Source organism: Streptomyces sp. NPDC001108 (assembly GCF_053598535.1).
Genome location: NZ_JBSFKL010000009.1, coordinates 222603 through 239269 on the forward strand (window position 1 = coordinate 222603; position 16667 = coordinate 239269).

At 73.6% G+C, this 16667-nt stretch carries 12 protein-coding genes; 7 read left to right on the forward strand and 5 right to left on the reverse strand.

Annotated features, from left to right (window positions below; translation table 11 throughout):
• Window positions 1–546: 546 nt before the first annotated feature.
• The 3 genes from ACWC97_RS21580 to ACWC97_RS21590 form a co-directional block, all read right to left on the reverse strand.
• Window positions 547–1881 (reverse strand): AAA domain-containing protein, encoded by a 1335-nt coding sequence (locus ACWC97_RS21580; protein ID WP_392279470.1) that lies wholly within the window; start codon window positions 1879–1881, stop codon window positions 547–549.
• Entirely contained in the window at window positions 1878–3470 is a 1593-nt protein-coding gene (locus ACWC97_RS21585; protein ID WP_352273812.1) for a hypothetical protein, read from the reverse strand. Before ACWC97_RS21585 ends, ACWC97_RS21580 begins: the two co-directional genes overlap by 4 nt.
• A gap of 1062 nt (window positions 3471–4532) precedes the next feature.
• A complete protein-coding gene (locus ACWC97_RS21590) occupies window positions 4533–5522 on the reverse strand; it encodes a phosphatase PAP2 family protein (RefSeq protein WP_385210377.1) in 990 nt (329 codons plus the stop codon).
• Window positions 5523–5870: 348 nt separating this feature from the next.
• Here ACWC97_RS21590 and ACWC97_RS21595 point away from each other — a divergent pair, with 348 nt between their 5' ends.
• Window positions 5871–6467 carry a histidine phosphatase family protein gene (locus tag ACWC97_RS21595; RefSeq protein ID WP_450650944.1) on the forward strand — a complete coding sequence of 199 codons (597 nt, stop codon included), beginning with the start codon at window positions 5871–5873 and terminating at the stop codon, window positions 6465–6467.
• A 50-nt stretch (window positions 6468–6517) separates the two neighbouring features.
• On the opposite strand, the gene ACWC97_RS21600 is transcribed toward ACWC97_RS21595, so the two are convergent.
• On the reverse strand, window positions 6518–7861 hold the full coding sequence (locus ACWC97_RS21600; RefSeq protein WP_352273814.1) for a tetratricopeptide repeat protein: 1344 nt from the start codon (window positions 7859–7861) through the stop codon (window positions 6518–6520).
• A 268-nt stretch (window positions 7862–8129) separates the two neighbouring features.
• On the opposite strand from ACWC97_RS21600, the gene ACWC97_RS21605 reads away from it, so the two are divergent.
• Both ACWC97_RS21605 and ACWC97_RS21610 read left to right on the forward strand, forming a co-directional pair.
• Entirely contained in the window at window positions 8130–8591 is a 462-nt protein-coding gene (locus tag ACWC97_RS21605) for a hypothetical protein (protein ID WP_385210380.1), read from the forward strand.
• 109 nt (window positions 8592–8700) lie between these two features.
• Entirely contained in the window at window positions 8701–9639 is a 939-nt protein-coding gene (locus tag ACWC97_RS21610) for a spermidine synthase (protein WP_352273816.1), read from the forward strand.
• Window positions 9640–9743: 104 nt separating this feature from the next.
• Here ACWC97_RS21610 and leuA read toward each other — a convergent pair whose 3' ends face one another.
• Window positions 9744–11510, reverse strand: a complete 1767-nt coding sequence (gene leuA, locus ACWC97_RS21615) for a 2-isopropylmalate synthase (RefSeq protein ID WP_450651067.1) — start codon at window positions 11508–11510, stop codon at window positions 9744–9746.
• A gap of 256 nt (window positions 11511–11766) precedes the next feature.
• Between leuA and ACWC97_RS21620 the strand changes: the two genes are divergently transcribed.
• The 4 genes from ACWC97_RS21620 to ACWC97_RS21635 all read left to right on the forward strand — a co-directional run bounded on the left by ACWC97_RS21620 (window position 11767) and on the right by ACWC97_RS21635 (window position 16481).
• Window positions 11767–12459 (forward strand): FadR/GntR family transcriptional regulator, encoded by a 693-nt coding sequence (locus ACWC97_RS21620; protein ID WP_352273817.1) that lies wholly within the window; start codon window positions 11767–11769, stop codon window positions 12457–12459.
• Between the two features lie 599 nt (window positions 12460–13058).
• The gene (locus ACWC97_RS21625; protein WP_352273818.1) at window positions 13059–14390 is read left to right on the forward strand and encodes an ABC transporter substrate-binding protein; all 1332 of its coding nucleotides are present in this window, start codon (window positions 13059–13061) and stop codon (window positions 14388–14390) included.
• 141 nt (window positions 14391–14531) lie between these two features.
• The gene (locus ACWC97_RS21630; RefSeq protein WP_352273819.1) at window positions 14532–15530 is read left to right on the forward strand and encodes a carbohydrate ABC transporter permease; all 999 of its coding nucleotides are present in this window, start codon (window positions 14532–14534) and stop codon (window positions 15528–15530) included.
• A 15-nt stretch (window positions 15531–15545) separates the two neighbouring features.
• Complete coding sequence (locus tag ACWC97_RS21635; protein WP_352273820.1) at window positions 15546–16481, forward strand: carbohydrate ABC transporter permease; 936 nt, start codon at window positions 15546–15548, stop codon at window positions 16479–16481.
• The last annotated feature ends 186 nt before the right edge of the window (window positions 16482–16667 follow it).

Genomic DNA, 16667 nt, shown 5'->3' on the forward strand with positions numbered 1-16667 from the left:
GGTAGATCCGCAAGCGGATCGGCGGTACATCGGTACGGCAGCCCGGAAGACATGCTGGAGAACCCCCCGAATCCCCTAATGATCGTCAACGAGGTTGACGATATCAAAGGGGTCGGCGTCCGGGAGAGGAAAATGTTCGTACCAACCGGTATTTAAGGGGGAGTTGGCGTGCTGTTATCGGTGACGGAGTCCCGCATTCCGTACGGTGCGGGGCTGTGACCTGGAGAGATGGTGCCCGCACCGAGCGTCGGGCCACCGGGGCCGCGCCCCGGAACGAGTTCTTCAAGAGCCGGGCGGTGGCGCGATGACGCCCGGCGGTATCCGGTCATCCGCCGCCCCGCGCCGCCGCCCGCTTCCCTCGCCCCGGGGCCGGACGGGCTCACCGGGTCCGAGCGCCGCTCCGGCCACTCCGGTGGGGCCTGGGCCCGACGACGCTACGGAGAACGTCACCCCTCGCCCACCGGGAACCCGCATCCTTCCGAACCGGCACGAACGGCCCCGGGGACTTCTGAACGGCCTGGCGTCATCGAGGAATTGATCCCCGGATCACGGCCGCCAGGACACCCGGTGCTCCGCGAGCCGGGCCAGGACCGCGTGGTTGGCCTCCCAGCCGTCCGGGAACTTGACCGTGACGCCCAGCTGGACCGGCTCGGTGGAGGGGTGCTCGTCCAGCAGCTCCGCGACGCCCGCGCGGCAGACCACGACGCAGGCGTGGCGGTGGCGGGAGGCCAGGACACAGAGGCGGCCCGTCTCCAGGTGGAAGGCCGTCGCGTCCGGGCGGCCGGACAGGGGGTGCAGCACCACCGTCACGTCGAACTCGCGGCCCTGGAGCCGGTTGGCCGTGTCGACCGCGACGCCGCTCACCCCCAGCTCCGCCAGGGCCGCCCGCACCGCCGCCGCCTGGTCGCGGTGGGCGGTGCCGACGGCGATCCGGTCCGCCGTCACCGGCACCGGGTCCGGGGCGCGCTCGCTCGTCGCCAGCCCGCCCCGGTCCAGGAGTCGGCGGACCACCAGGGCGACCGCCCGGACCGCCTCCGGGTCCGTGCGCGGGGTGTGCCGGGCCGGCAGCTCCAGCAGGCCCCAGCCCGACTCCGCCGCCTCGTCCAGCACCCGGTCCGGGGCCGAGCCGTCCGACGCCGAGGCGAACGACAGCCGCCGGTCGCCGTGGTCCGTCCCGCTGCGGAACGGGGTGTACGGGTAGAACGCGTCCGACACCAGCGGTGCCGCCGAGGCGGGCAGCCGCCAGGACACCGGCAGCCGGTGCTGCGGCAGCCGGGGGTTGTGCGCCAGCAGCGTGGAGACCGCGCTCGCCGACGGGTCGTACGACAGCCCCGCCCACTGGTCCGCGCCCACGATCGAGAACGGGTCCAGCTGCCCCGGGTCGCCGACGAACAGCGCCCGCTCGAAGAGCCCCGCGACGGCCAGCAACGCGTCCGACCGCATCTGGTACGCCTCGTCGACGATCGCGTGGCCCCACGGCTCGACGTTCTTCACATGGGCCCACTTGGCGGCCGTGGAGATCACCACGTCGAGCCCGGCGAGATCGGCCGCCTTCGCCGACTTCCGTACGTTGTCCAGCCCGTCCAGCACCTTGTCGTACGGGTCGGAGTCGCTGCTGTGCAGCCGGCCCACCGGCAGCTCCGGCTCCTTCTCCGCCAGCCGCACCACCAGGTCGTCCACCTGGGCGTTGGTCTGCGCGACCACCATCAGCTGCCGCCCGGCCGCCGCCAGCTCCAGCGCGGCCCGCACCACCAGCGTCGACTTGCCCGCGCCCGGCGGGGAGTCCACCACGATGCCGCGCTCCCTCCCGCCCAGGGTGTCGGCGAGGATCGCCTCCGTCGCCCGCGCGGCCCGGGTCCCCGGGTCGAGAACGTCCGTCACAGCAGGTCCTCCGTGGTCACCGGGTCGGGAAGCTCGCTCTGCCCGGGGGCGCCCGGCGGACCGCCGTGCGTCCAGGGCGTGTCCTCCGGGTCGGGCAGCTTCGGGCCGCCGCGCTGCTCGTGCTCGAAGAGCGTCCAGGCGATCCGGTCACCCGGCCCCGGCACCGAACCGGGGGCCGGCTCCTTGCCCCGGCCCATCCGGTCCAGCACCCGCAGCACCAGGCCGCCGTCGTCGTCGTACGCCACGAACTCGGCGGTCTGCGCCCGGCCGTCCAGCGAGCGGTACACCCGGGTGCGCTCACCCAGATGCGGCTGCTCGTCCGTACGGACCGTGAGCAGCGGGCGCGGGGCGGGGCGCTTGGACTCGCTGTACGCCATCACCACCTCCGTCACCTCCGCCACGAACGCCTCACCGGCCAGCCGCCGCCCGGCCAGCACCAGCGGATCGTCCAGCGCCTCCTGGGCCTCCAACTGGGCCTGCGCCGTCTCCCGCGCGGCCAGCTTCTGCGCCGCCGTCACCGCGTCGTCCCGGCGGGGCTGCGGCGGCTCGCCCGAGCGCACCCGGTCCCGGTGCCCGGTGAACGACCAGCGGTCCCGCGTCCACCGCTCCTCGGCCCGGGGCCCCTCGGGCAGCTCCCGCAGCACGTCCAGCGCCCGCCACACCGCGTCCCAGGTCGGCCGCGTCACGTGGTCGAGCAGCGCCCGGATCTCCCGCTCGGCGGTGGTCAGCCCACCCAGCAGGGCATCGGCCGCCAGGCCGTCCTCGGCCGCGGCGAGCGACGTACGCGCCCGGTCGTACCGCTCGATGGCGGGCGCCAGCAGCCGGTTGTCGAACGCCGGGTCCGTGGCCGGACCGGCCGGCGGGCACAACAGCTGCCCCTCGCCGTCCCGCCCCAGCTCCGCCCGGTACGCCGCCGCCGCGCCCGACTCGCCCGCCGGCGGGTCGATCCAGGCCAGCAGCGCGCCCAGGTGCTGGTCCTCCAGGCTGCTCTGCCCGGTCGCCCAGTGCCGGTTCAGCAGATCCGTCGCGGCCAGCAGCAACGAGGAGCCGGGCACCCGGGCCCGCTCCCCGTAGTGCGTCAGCCAGCGGCCCAGCAACGGCACCCGGGCGGGCGCCGGGTACGGCGCGTCCGGATCGTCCTCCGCGGTACGCCGGAACCGCATCGAACGGCCCAGCAGCCGGACGTACTCGATGCCCGCCCGGCTCGGCACGATGAGCTGCGGCGCGTCCACGCACAGCTCGACCTCGACCTTGGCCCGCTTCCCCGTCTCCGGGTCGGTCTCGTTCCGCTCGGCGGGCTCGACCACGTCCTCGTACGAGCCGATGTGCGGCAGCACCGCCTCGGCCAGCTCGGCGAGGAAGGCGAACCGCAGATCCCGGTCGCGCGGCTGCGCCACCGTGAGCAGCCGGGGCGCCTCCCGGTCCGTGCCGACGAGAGCCCCCAGCGGGGCGCCCGCCTCGCCCGCCGTGGTCAACGGGACCAGGACCAGCGGCCGGTCGGTGAGGTGGCGGTGGCGGACCGTGGCCAGCGGCCGCGCCCGGCCGCTCTCCACCGCCTCCAGCCGGGCGAGGGTGCCGATCAGCGACATGCCGCACCGCCCGCCAGCGCCTCGGCCCGCAACGCCGCCGCCCGGCGCAGCGCGGCGACCGTCGGGTCCGCCGGATCGCCCTCCTTGCCGGAGGCGGCCGCCAGCACCTCGCCCACCGTGGTCAGCCCGCCCAGCTCCCCGCGCACGCTCCGCCCCAGCGCCTCCACCGCACCGGCCGCCCGCGCCTTCGCCCGGCAGTGGAAGGCCAGCTCGCAGGCGGCCAGGCACTCCGGGGCGTAGGCCGCGTCGACCGATTCCACCGCCGCGTCCAACCGCTCCCGGGGGCACGCCGGATCGAAGGTGGTGCCCTCGGGCAGGGCCGCCGCGATGTCCTCGATCCGGGCCAGCCGGCCGAGCTGGCGGCGGGTGACCGCGCGCTGCTTGCGCACGTCCACCACCGAGGCGGTCGGCAGGTTGGAGAAGTCCTTCGGGCAGACCAGCAGCACCCGGTGGTCCACCTCGGCGCCCTCGATCCGCTCCGCGACCCGCTCCAGCGCCAGCACGTAGACGGCGGACTGCCGGGCCGCCGCACCGACCTTCGCCGCGTCGGCCGAGCCGTCGATCATCGGGAACGACTTGATCTCGACGACCGTCCACGTCCCGTCCGGGCGCACCGCCACCGCGTCCGGCTCCAGATAGGCGGGGGAGCCCGCCACCTCCAGCGCCAGCATCGGATGGTCCAGCAGCGCCCAGCCGCCCGCCTCCGTCGCCTCCCGCAGCGCCAGCGCGGTACGGGCCGCGCGGCCCTCGGGGCCCGCCGCCGACAGGTCCGGCACCGCGACCTCGCGCGGCGGCTCGCCGCCGGGGCCGAGCCGCTCGTGCAGCAGCCGGATCAGCTCCGCGCCGCCGTCTGCCTTGACCTTGGCCTCGAAGGCGTTGCCCCGGACGAAGGCGAACTGCGACTGGCCGAACGGCGCCGGTGAGCCGAGCGCCGCCGCCAGCGCGGCCTTGTCGACCCCGGCCCCGTCCAGCAGGGCGCGGCGGCGGCAGCCGGGGTTGGCGGCGAGGGCGGCCAGCGCGCGGGCGTCCAGCGGACGCGGCGGGACGGCCGGTCCGCGCAGCTCAGCGAGTTGCCGCCGGAGCGCCGTCGCCGGACGCTCCTGTCCCCGCCGGGGTGGTGGAACCGGGCCGGGAGGTGCCGCCGGTCGCGGCGACGACGGCGTCTGCGGAGGTGGTTCGCTGGCCAGGGATGCGCTCACCCGCCGAAGTCTCGCACCCGGCACTGACATTCGCGGATTCCGCACCGGCGGCCGGGGCCTCCGTCTTCGGGGCGAGCCCCGGGAACCGTACGGAGAACCGCTCCGCGATCCGGTCCGCGAGCCGCATCAGCGGCCGGGCCAGCAGCGCCCCGACCCCCATCACGGCGGCGCCCGCCACCGCGTCGAGGAAGTAGTGGTTGGCCGTGCCCATCACCACGAGCACGGTGATCACGGGGTAGGCGACGCCCGCGGCCCGGACGTAGGGGTTCCTGCTGTGGCGCCAGAGCAGGATGCCGCACCAGATCGCCCAGCCGACGTGCAGGCTCGGCATCGCCGCGTACTGGTTGGTCATGCCGCCCATGCCGCGCGGGGCGCTGGCCTCGTTGCCCCACCAGCCGTACGAGCTGTACTGGGCCATGGTGTCGACGAAGCCGTGCCGGGCCTCCAGCAGCCGGGGCGGGCAGGTCGGCAGCAGCGTGAAGCCGATCAGGCCGAGCATCGTGGAGGTCATCAGCCAGGCGCGGGCCCTGCGGTAGATCTCCTGGCGGCGGCGGAAGAGCCAGACCAGCACGACGGGTGTGACGAGGTAGTGCAGGGACGCGTACGCGAAGTCGGCGGGTATGCCTATGGAGGGGCGGGCGGTGAACAGCCGGTTCAGCGGATGCTCGAAGTTGATGTGGAGCGTCTGCTCCAGCCGCAGGATCGCCAGGCCGTGGTCGACGGCGGTCGACACGTCGCCACGCGCCACCAGACGACCCGCCGAGTAGGCTCCGTACACCAGGGCCAGCAGCGGCAGCTCGGTCCACCAACGGGGCCGCGGGCGCGGCGCGGGCGCGGTGCTGGCATCCTGCATCCGGTAGCTCTCCATCATGATTTCATGCGACCGACGACGGGCGTTCAACCGTACGGTGCGGTGCGTCAGCGGTTCCCCCGGGGTCCGTATGGGCCCGGTGCGTGCGGATTCCTCCGCGCAGTGGGACGTCGCACCGGCCCGTGAGGTTGCCTCCCGATCATGTGCGGGATGATGGTACGACCGGATGATCCGTGTCGTCCCGGTTCCGGACCACCGGCTTTCCGGTTCGGCCAGTTCCAGCAGGTCGGGCAGATCCGGTCGGCCCCGGACCTCGGCGCGGTCGGCACGGATCCCGGGACAGACCTCATCAGTACAGACTTCGGCACAGTCAGCACAGGGAGAGCCGTCATGGCACCGCGTATCCTGCTCGCCCGGCACGGCCAGACGGAATGGTCCGTCAACGGCAACCACACCGGCAGGACGGACATCCCGCTGCTCGACTCCGGCCGGGCGGGCGCGAAGCTCCTCGGCGAGCGGCTGCGGCGGGCGCCGTGGAACGGGCTGCCGGACGTGGAGGTGCGCACCAGCCCGCTGCTGCGGGCCAGCGAGACCTGCGAGATCGCCGGCTTCGGCGACCGGGCCGAGCCGTGGGACGCGCTCCTGGAGTGGGACTACGGCGCCTACGAGGGGATGACCCCGGCCGAGATCAAGGCGATCCGGCCGGACTGGTTCATCTGGCGCGACGGGGTGCCGGACGGGGAGACCAGGGCCGAGCTCTCCGCCCGCGCCGACGAGATCGTGGCATGGGCCCGCTCGGCCGACCGCGACGTACTGGTATTCGCCCACGGCCACATCCTGCGGGCCCTGGGCGCGCGCTGGCTCGGCGAGGACCTGTCGTTCGGGGCGCGCGTCCGGCTCGACCCGACCTCGCTCTCCGTACTGGGCTGGGCCTACGGCGCCCCGGCGATCCACCGCTGGAACGACACCGGACACCTGGAGGGCTGAACGCCACCCTGCCGGGAATCCGGGCCGGGCGCCGCTCCCGGGGGCGGCCCCTACGCCGGGGCCACCGCCTCGTACCGGTCCAGGAACTCCCGCACCTCGGCCGTGGCCCGCTGCGGCCGGAGCGCCTCCACCGCCGCCGCGAGCATCCCCCGGATCCGGGTGGACCGGACGTTCTCCAGCAGGTCGAGCACCTGGTGGCCGGTGGCCGCCGCCTCCTCGGCCCGGCCCGCGCGGGCCAGGTCCCAGGTCAGTTCGGTGCGGTACAGGGCCAGGTTCCGGGTGAAGTGCGGGTCCTGGAGCCGGGTGGCGCGCCGGGCGTGCCGGGCCGCCCGCGACCAGTCGCCCAGCGCCGACCAGCACTGCGCCTCCAGCATCTCCAGCTCCGCCTCCCGGAAGAAGCTCATCCACTCCGGGTCGGAGTCGCCCGGCCCCCGGCCGAAGGCGGTCAGCGCCCGGCCGATGGCCCGCTCGCACCCCGTACGGTCACCGAGCCCGGCCCGGCCGCCCGCCTCCCGCAGCGCCAGCAGCGCCTGGAGCCGGTGCGAGCCCAGCGGCTGCGCCACCCGCTGCCCGGCCTCCGCCGCGCGCACCGCCTCGCGGTGCCGCCCGATGTCCCGGGCCAGGAAGGACGTGTTGCAGAACGCGTGCGCCTCCAGCGCCGGATCACCGGAGACCCGCGCCGTGGCCAGCGCCTCCGCGTAGTGCGAGCGGGCGTCCTCCCACCGGCCCGAGTCGTGGGCCAGCCAGCCCACCGAGATGGCCAGCTCGCCCGCTCCGGCGTGCAGCCGGTCGGCGGTGGAGCGCCGGGCGCTGGGCCCGGCGTCCAGCAGGGCGTACGCCATCCGCAGGGGGCGGGAGGCCTTGCGGTACAGGCCGTCGGCGCCGTGCCGGTCGTCGAGCAGCCGGATCTGCCGCACCGCCTTCTCGACGGCGCTCACCTCTCTCTCGCCGACCCGGCGGGGGTGGGGGAGCGAGGCCTCGGCGGCGGACGCGCCGTTGAGACTCAGGCCCAGGGTTGCGGCCAAGGTGGTGCCGCTCGTCATGAATACGCGACGCAGCACGTCGCTCTCCTCGTCGGGGTTGCTGGGGGGAGTGGGGGGTGGTGGGGAGGGGGCGGTGGACCGCGCCGCCCGGCCGCGCACGGATTCGCGCGGTGAGAAGCCCAGATCCACCAGGGTCGTGCCGGGGAACATGTGCAGGAAGACCCGTTCGTACGCGTAGTTGGGGCAGCGGATCTCGCCGGACTCCACGCGACCGATGTACCGGGCGTCGCACGCGACCTGCTCGCCGATCTCACGAGCCGACCTGCGTACGGCGGCAGCGAACTCCCCGGCGGAACGCTGTCCGCGCAGCCGCCGGAAGGCGAGGTTGGGCACTGCCCCTGACGACACCATGCGCGGGACCTCTCTTCTGCAGCACCTCTGCAGCCGGGCCCAAAGCGTCCGGTGTCCCGGCGGATGACCCGACGGAGCTAGAACGTACCGGGAGTTGTGGATCTCCACACACGACGTTTCTTGACAAAGAGGGCATTACGGGCGGGATCCGCCATGAACTGCCACCCTTTGCGGCGGCGTGCCACCGTAGCCCTTGACGCGGTCGGCGCGTTGGTCCATGTGACCACGGCATCCGGCTCCGCCCGGCGATGAGAGGAGAGGTCCCTTGTTGCATCTCGGCACGGAGACCGAACCACCGACCACTGCGACGACCCCGGCCGCCGCCGACCCCCCGGCGTCCGCCGCGCTCCCCGAGGAGTACGGCGCCATGCCCGACGAGTACGGCGCGGTCCCCTGCGATCTGGTGACCGTCCCGGCCCGGCAGGGGCTGGAGGCCGTGGACATCCTGCGCCGCGAGGCCGAGCAGCGGGTCGGCCCCGTCCTGCACGACGGCGCCTGCGACACCCTCGGGTTCCTGGTGCCGCCGGGCACCGCCGACGCGTGGGACGTACCCGGCAGCGCCTGCACCCGGACCGCCGGACGGGGGCTGCGGATCCCGGCCGAGCCGCCCGTCCTCGGCAGCGGCTGGCTGCTGCCCGAGGCCGACGCCCCGGTCACCGACCCGGCGGACCTGCGGGTCGCGCTCGACCGGGCGGCCCGGCTCATCGAGGCCGCCGACAGCTGTCGCTGACCGCCCGCCCCGCCCATGCGCCCATAATTGAGCGGGTGGGCGGGTCCTTCCGCCACGGCCGGTCCCGTACCGGCCCGGAACGAAGAGCAGTGAGCGGGCACGAGCAGCGGTGGCACGTCGAGGTACGTCGTCGGACGGGGGCGCGGGCGCCCGCAAGCGGTCCGACCGGAAGACCGGGAAGGCCGGCGGCGCGGCCGGTGGCCGGGGCGGGCGCGGGACGGAGCCCGTCGCCGAACCGGTGGACGGCGGCCTCGCCGAACTCGTACCCGACCGGGAGCGGCCCCGGGCCTGGACGCTGACGCTGGACGGGGCCCCGCAGTCCCATGTGGACCTCGACGACCCGACGTTCCTGTCCTTCGAGTACCAGCGCAGGATCGGCCATGTCGTCGACCTCCTCGCCCCGCCCGGACAGCCGCTGCACGTCGTCCACCTGGGCGGCGGGGCCTTCACGCTCGCCCGCTACATCGCCGCGACCCGGCCCCGCTCCACCCAGCAGATCGTCGAGGTGGACGCCGCCCTCGTCCAGTTGGTGCGCCGGGAACTCCCGCTGGACCCGCAGGCCAGGATCCGGGTCCGGGCCACCGACGCCCGCGCCGGCCTCGGGAAGATCCAGGACGGCTGGGCGGACCTGGTCATCGCCGACGTCTTCAGCGGGGCCCGCACCCCCGCCCATCTCACCAGCACCGAATTCCTCGCCGAGGTCCGCCGCGTCCTGAAGCCCGGCGGGAGCTACGTCGCCAACCTCGCCGACGGGCCCCCGCTGGCCCATCTGCGCGGCCAGATCGCCACCGCCGCCACGGTCTTCCCGGAACTCGCGCTCGCCGCCGACCCGGCCGTGTGGCGCGGCAAGCGCTTCGGCAACGCCGTACTGCTCGCCTCCGACCTGCCGCCGAGGCTCGCGGAGCTGACCCGCAAGGTGGCCACCGACCCGCACCCCGGCCGCGTCGAACACGGGCGGGCCCTGGCCGATTTCACCGGCGGCGCCGCACCCGTCCACGACGCCGCCGCCCGCCCCTCCCCGGCGCCGCCGCCCACCGCCTTCGGCTGAGCGCGGAGCCGGAGCCGGAGCCAGGGGTCGGGGGCCGGGGGCCGGGGGCCGGGTCCGGGGCGGCTGTGCCCGGCGTCGGGTCACGCCCTACGCCGGGTGACGCCCTACGCCGGGCGGTCGAACGCCCCCTCCGCCCGGTTCACCGCCGACAGCACCGCCAGGATCGAGGCGGTGAGGACCGAGGTGTCCCGCCCCGCACCCCAGCACCGCCGGCCGCCCACCCGGCACTCCGCGTACGCCATCGCCGGGCTGCCCCGGCCGGCGCCCGTCGCGTGCTCCGTGAAGTCGAGGACGTCCACTTCGATGCCGGCGGCGGCCAGCGCGCGGGTGAACGCGGAGACCGGGCCGTTGCCCGTGCCCTCGTAGTCGCCCTCCCGGTCGTCCACCCGCAGGGTGCAGACGAACCGGTGCTCGCCCGCCGGATTCCGGTCCGTCGACCAGGAGGTCAGCGCCACCTGCCCGTCCCGCCCCGGCCGCAGGTACGCCGCCTCGAACAGCTCCCACAGATCCTTAGCGGTGGCCTCCCGGCCGCTGTCGTCGGTCGCGTTCTGCACCGTACGGGAGAAGTCCGCGCGCAGCCGGGGCGGCAGGTCCACCCCGTGGACGCTGCGCAGCAGATGGGCGATACCGCCCTTCCCCGACTGGCTGTTGACCCGGATGACCGCCTCGTACGTGCGCCCCACGTCCGCCGGGTCGATCGGCAGGTACGGCACCGACCACGGCTCGTCGGACCCGTCCGCCAGCCGGGCGAGCCCCTTGCTGATGGCGTCCTGGTGGGTGCCGGAGAAGGCGGTGTACACCAGGTCGCCGCCGTAGGGGTGGCGCGGCGGCACCGGCAGCCGGTTGCAGTACTCCACCGTGCGGCGGATCTCGTCGATGTCGGAGAAGTCGATCATCGGATCGACGCCCTGGGCGTGCAGGTTGAGGGCCAGGTTGACCAGGTCCACGTTGCCGGTGCGCTCCCCGTTGCCGAACAGACAGCCCTCCACCCGCTGCGCCCCCGCCAGAACGGCGAGTTCGGCGCACGCGGTGCCGGTGCCCCGGTCGTTGTGCGGGTGGACGGAGAGGATCACCGAGTCCCGCCGGTCCAGATGGCGGTGCATGTACTCGATCTGGTCGGCGTACACGTTCGGCGTCGCGATCTCCACCGTGGCGGGCAGGTTGTGGATCACCGGCCGGTCCGGTGAGGCGTCCCACAGCGCGGTGAGGCCGTTGCAGATCTCCAGGACGAAGTCCGGCTCGGTGAGTACGAAGACCTCGGGGGAGAACTCGAACCGGATGTCCGTGCCGGGCCGCGCCCGCGCCAGCCGTTCCATCAGCCGGGCGGACTCCATGACCACGGAGAGCAGTTCGGCCCGGTCGCGGCCGAGCACCACCTCGCGCCAGACCGGCGCGGTCGGGATGTACAGATGGACGACCGCCCGCGCCAGCCCCGCGACGGACTCGAAGGTCCGCTCGATCAGCTCCGCCCTGGCCGGGGTGAAGACGACCACGGTCACGTCGTCCGGTACCGCGCCGGTGTCGGCCAGGTGGCGGACGAAGTCGAAGTCGGTGCGGCTCGCGGACGGGTAGCCGACCTCGATCTCCTTGAACCCCATCGCCACCAGCAGGTCGAACATCAGGCGCTTGCGCGGGGTGTCCATCGGCTCGGCCAGTGCCTGGTTGCCGTCGCGCAGGTCCACCGGCACCCAGAGCGGGGCGCGTTCGATGCGGGCCTGCGGCCAGGTGCGGCCGGTCAGCGGGACCGCCACCCGCTCGAAGGCGGAGCGGTAGCGGTGGGAGGGCATGGAGCCGGCGCGCTGCGGGTTCCAGCGCGGGGCGTCGGCGGGCACGGGCCCGCGCGGGGTGCAGATCGTGGGGAAGCCGTGCATCGGTGACGGTCGGTCGGACGCGGTGCCGGGTACGGGGCCGGGCGTGGTGTCGGACGCGGAGCCGGGCATGGGGTCGGACATGAGGACGGTCTCTTCTCGCATCGCCGGAGGCGACCGGCACAGCACGGCGACCCGCGGCGGGGTGCCGGTCGCTTCAGGCCCCGCCGCGGCAGCCGAGAAGAAGGAGACCGCTGAGCGTCATGCCGGTACAGTAGCCACGAACCAAGTCCTCAGACAACCTGACAGGTGAACCCCGGTGTCCTCCCTCGGTCCGCTCCGCCCCAGCCCCCTGGTCGAACAGGCCACGCACCATCTGCGCGAACAGATCACCGAGGGGCACTGGCCGGTCGGCACCCGTATCCCCGGGGAGACCACCCTGGCCAGGACGCTCGGTGTGGGCCGCTCCACGGTCCGCGAGGCGGTGCGCACCCTGGCCACGCTCGGGCTGCTCCAGTCCCGGCAGGGCGCGGGCGTCTTCGTCATCGCCGACCGGCCGACGGAGGACTGGCCGACCCGGCTGCGCCGCGCCGCGGTCACGGACGTCTACGAGGTCCGCATGCTGATCGAGGTCCAGGCGGCCCGGCTCGCCGCCCGCCGCCGCACGGACGAGGACCTGACCGCCCTGGACGAGGCGCTGGCCGCGCGCCGGGCGGCGGGGGCCGCGGGGGACGCGGAGTTCGTCGACGCGGACATCGCGCTGCACCGGGCGGTGGTGGCCGCCGCGCACAACCCCGTACTGACCGACGTCTTCGGCGAGTTCGCACCCGCGCTGCGCCAGGGGCTGATCGACCTCGTGGAGCTCTTCGGCCTCCGCCGCGAGGACCCGGGCCACGGCGACGCCACCCATGACGCGCTGGTACGGGCGGTCGTCGCCGGGGACGCGGAGGCGGCGGGCCGTGCCGCGCAGACCGAACTCGAATCCACCCTGGCCCGGCTGCGGGAGGCGTAGGCGGAGGGCGGACGGCTTCGAGGCGTCCCGGGCGCGCGCGACTCCGGGGCTTCGGGTCCGCGGTGCTTCGGGGCCCGCAATCCCCTTCGGGCCGGCTCCCCGCGTCGGAGCCGCCGGCTCCACGCCGCCTTCGAAGCCTCGAACGGGGAAGGCGGGCGAGCCGCCCCCGTCCGCCCCGCCAGGCCGTACCCCGTTCACCTTCCGGCGGGCGGCCCCTCCGGGCGGGCCGGCCGGCGCCCGCTCCGGCCCGGACGCGCCCCGTCGCGGCGCCCATCCCCGTACCGTCCCCCGGCAACCCGTCCTGACCTGCGTGTTCCCGTCGAGGGGGCGAAGTCGCCCGGCCTGTATACGGATCGCGGCAAGACCCGGGCGGGACACGGTCCCATGACTTACCGGACACACTCGGGCAACGGAAGCGTCTTCAACTCTTGACACCCACCCCTTCAAGGCAGGAACCTTCCGACATCGACGCGTGGGAGCGCTCCCACGTCGGACGGGTCCCCCACCGCCCGCTCCCGTTCCCGCCGCCGGCCGTGCCGCGCGACCGGAACACCGAGCCCCACCCCCGGCACGTCCCACCCGGAACAAGGAGTAGTGGAATGCGCATCACCCGCACCGTCGCCGGTCCGAGCCGCAGAGCCGCGGTTCTGGCCACCACGGGCCTGACGGTCTCGGCCCTGCTGCTGACGGGCTGCAGCAGCGACTCGGACACGTCGGGCAGCAAGGGGCCCGACAAGGACGGGAACGTCACGCTGACGATCGCCGACTTCGGACAGTTCGGCTACAAGGAGGCCGGGCTCTTCGCCAAGTACCACGAACTCCACCCGAACGTCACGATCAAGGAAGACGTCACCGCCGACGAGAAGGTCTACTACCCCAAGCTGCTCCAGCAGCTGAACTCGGGCAGCGGGCTCGCCGACATCCAGGGCATCGAGGTCGGCCGGATCAAGGAGATCGTCGACACCAAGGCGGACTCCTTCGCCGACCTGAGCAAGGTCATCGACGTCAACGAGTGGGTCTCGTGGAAGGCGAAGCAGGCCACCGCCGCCAACGGCGCGGTGATCGGCGCCGGGACCGACATCGGTCCGATGTCGCTCTGCTACAACGCCGACCTGTTCAAGAAGGCCGGGCTGCCGACCGACCGCGAGGAGGTCGCCAAGCGGATCGCGGGCGGCTGGGAGGACTACCTCAAGCTGGGCGAGGAGTACAAGAAGAAGGCGCCCGCGGGCACGTACTTCATGGACTCCGCCAGCGCCATGTTCAACGCGGTGGTCAGCTCCAACGCCGAGCAGTACTACGACAAGAGCGGCAAGCCGGTCTACAAGGAGAGCCCCAGCGTCCAGCAGGGCTGGAAGCTCGCCTCCGAGGTCGCCGCGAAGAAGCTCTCCCAGGGGCTCGCCCAGTTCGACACCAACACCTGGGTCCCCGCCCTGCGCAAGGGCACCGTCGCCACCGTGACCTGCCCCGCGTGGATGGCCGGACAGATCTCCGTCAACGCCGGTGAGGGCAACAAGGGCAAGTGGGACATCACCACCGCGCCCGGCGCCACCGCCGCCAACTGGGGCGGCTCCTTCCTCGCCGTGCCCAAGTCGGGCAAGAACGTCGAGGAGGCCGGCAAGCTCGTGAAGTGGCTGACCGCCCCCGAGCAGCAGGCCGCCGTCTTCAAGGCGATCGGGGTCTTCCCGTCCAACAAGGGCGCCTACGAACTGCCCGACGTGAAGAACGCGAAGCTCCCGTACTTCAACGACGCCCCGATCGGGCAGATCTACGCCGACGAGGCCAAGACCATCCCCGAGGCGGTGCTCGGCCCGAAGGACGCCACCATCAAGGACACCATCTCCACCCAGATCACCAACATGGAGCAGCGGGGCACCGACCCCGACAAGGCGTGGAAGGCCGCGACCGACGCGATCGACAAGGCGATCGGCTGACCGTCACCGGTGCGGGCGCCGCCCCTTCCGGGCGCGCCCGCACCGGCCCGTGCTCCCTCACCCCGCAGCCCGTCCGTCGCCCGCGCACCGGTACGCCCGTCCGTCGGTACGCACCCGCATCCCAGGGAAGGACTCCCGCCCGTGGCCCCCTCGACTCCCACCCGGGACGCACACGTCCCGCCACCCGGCGGATCTCCGCACGCCCCGGCAGCCGCCTCCCGGCGGGCCTGGCGGAGCCGGCTGTGGCGCTTCGACGACAAGGCATCGCCGTACGCCTACATCGCCCCGTTCTTCCTGGTCTTCGGCGCGTTCGGGCTCTACCCGCTGATCTACACCGGTTGGATAGCCCTGCACCGGGTGGAGATGACCGGGCTCGACCGGATGGAGTGGGTCGGCTGGGGCAACTTCGACGCGATCCTGCACGACTCCGAGTTCTGGACGGCCGTCGCCAACACCTTCCTGATCGGCGTCATGTCGACGGTCCCGCAGCTGCTGGTCGCCCTGGGCCTGGCCCATCTGCTCAACTACCGGCTCCGCGCCAGCACCTTCTGGCGGACCGTCGTCCTCACCCCGTACGCCACCTCGGTGGCCTCCGCCGCGCTCGTCTTCGCCCTGGTCTTCCGGGCCGACGGCGGCCTGCTCAACTGGGTGCTGCAATTCGTCGGCCTCGGCGACACCAACTGGGCCAACGGGCACTGGACTTCGAAGATCGCCATCTCCGTCATCGTGATCTGGCGCTGGACCGGCTACAACGCCCTGATCTACCTGGCCGCCATGCAGGCCGTACCGACCGATCTGTACGAGGCGGCCTCGCTGGACGGCGCCTCGCGCTGGCAGCAGTTCCGCAAGGTGACCATCCCTTCGCTGCGGCCCACGATCCTCTTCACGATCGTCATCTCCACCATCGGTTCCATGCAGCTCTTCGGTGAACCGCTGCTGCTGGAGGGCGGCCGCCTCGGCGCCATCGGCGGCAACGAGAATCAGTACGAGACGCTCAGCGTCTACCTCTACAACTACGGCTGGAACCTCGGGCACCTCGGCCCGGCCGCCGCCGTCGCCTGGGCGATGCTCGCCCTGCTGCTGATCATCGCCGCGGCCAACTGGCTCGTCGGCCGCTTCGTACGCACATCCGCGGTCTGACCGGGAGCGACTCTCATGACCACGACCAGCCCCACGAAGACCCCGGACCCCACCGCCGGGGCCGCCGCCCCGACCGCCCCGGCCGCCCGCCGGGAGGCCCGGCGCCCGATCCGCTTCCGGCCCGGCGCGGGACAGCAGCTGAAGGGCGGACCGTTCGCGTACATCGCCCTGGCCGTCGTCGGCATCGGCTCGCTGCTGCCGCTCTACTGGACGCTGGTGGCCGCGTCCCACACCCAGGACGAAGTCCTCGCCACCACCCCGCCGTTCCTGCCCGGCGGGCGGCTCCTGCACAACCTCGACGCGGCCTGGAACGACGCCAACCTCGGCAAGGCCATCGTCAACAGCGTCATCGTCTCCAGCTGCATCACCGCCGCGACGCTCTTCTTCTGCACCCTGGCCGGCTACGCCTTCGCCAAGATGCGCTTCCGGGGCCGGGGCGCGCTGATGACCGGCGTCATCGCCACGCTCACCATCCCGCCGCAGCTCAGCGTCGTACCGCTGTTCATGATGATGTCCGACATCGGCTGGGGCGGCCGGCTGGAGTCGGTGATCTTCCCGACCCTGGTCAGCGCGTTCGGCGTGTTCTTCATGCGGCAGTACCTGAGCGAGGCGCTGCCCTACGAACTCGTCGAGGCCGCCAAGATCGACGGCGCGAACAACTTCCGCATCGTGCTCAGCGTCGTCCTGCCGGTCGCCCGCCCCGCGATGATGGTGCTGGGCATGCTCACCTTCGTCCAGGCGTGGAACGACTTCTTCTGGCCCTACCTCGCGCTCAACCAGCAGAACCCCACGCTCCAGGTGGCCCTCGGCCAGCTGAGCGCCTCCTACACCCCCGATCAGAGCATCGTCATGGCCGGTGCCCTGATCAGCACGCTGCCGCTGCTCGTGGTGTTCGTGATCTTCGGCAAGCGGATCGTCGGCGGCATCATGTCCGGCGCCGTCAAGGGGTGACACCGGGCCCGCCCCGGCCACCCCGCCGTCATCAGGAGTGACCCCGGGCCCGCCCCGGCCCACTTCTCCGCCAGAGGTGACACCGGCCCGTCCGGCCACCCCGCCGTCAAGGGGTGGCCGGGCCTCTCCCCGGCCGGCCACCCCTCCGCCTGCCCGTCCTGCCCCCCATCCCCTCCGCACACCCTG

What these genes read in the sequence shown, in the direction of transcription:
- leuA (WP_450651067.1), bottom strand. Translation starts at nt 11,510, where the DNA reads ATGCACGGCTTCCCCACGATCTGCACCCCGCGCGGGCCCGTGCCCGCC.
- ACWC97_RS21595 (WP_450650944.1), top strand. Translation starts at nt 5,871, where the DNA reads ATGGCACCGCGTATCCTGCTCGCCCGGCACGGCCAGACGGAATGGTCC.
- ACWC97_RS21635 (WP_352273820.1), top strand. Translation starts at nt 15,546, where the DNA reads ATGACCACGACCAGCCCCACGAAGACCCCGGACCCCACCGCCGGGGCC.
- ACWC97_RS21590 (WP_385210377.1), bottom strand. Translation starts at nt 5,522, where the DNA reads ATGCAGGATGCCAGCACCGCGCCCGCGCCGCGCCCGCGGCCCCGTTGG.
- ACWC97_RS21600 (WP_352273814.1), bottom strand. Translation starts at nt 7,861, where the DNA reads ATGGTGTCGTCAGGGGCAGTGCCCAACCTCGCCTTCCGGCGGCTGCGC.
- ACWC97_RS21625 (WP_352273818.1), top strand. Translation starts at nt 13,059, where the DNA reads ATGCGCATCACCCGCACCGTCGCCGGTCCGAGCCGCAGAGCCGCGGTT.
- ACWC97_RS21585 (WP_352273812.1), bottom strand. Translation starts at nt 3,470, where the DNA reads ATGTCGCTGATCGGCACCCTCGCCCGGCTGGAGGCGGTGGAGAGCGGC.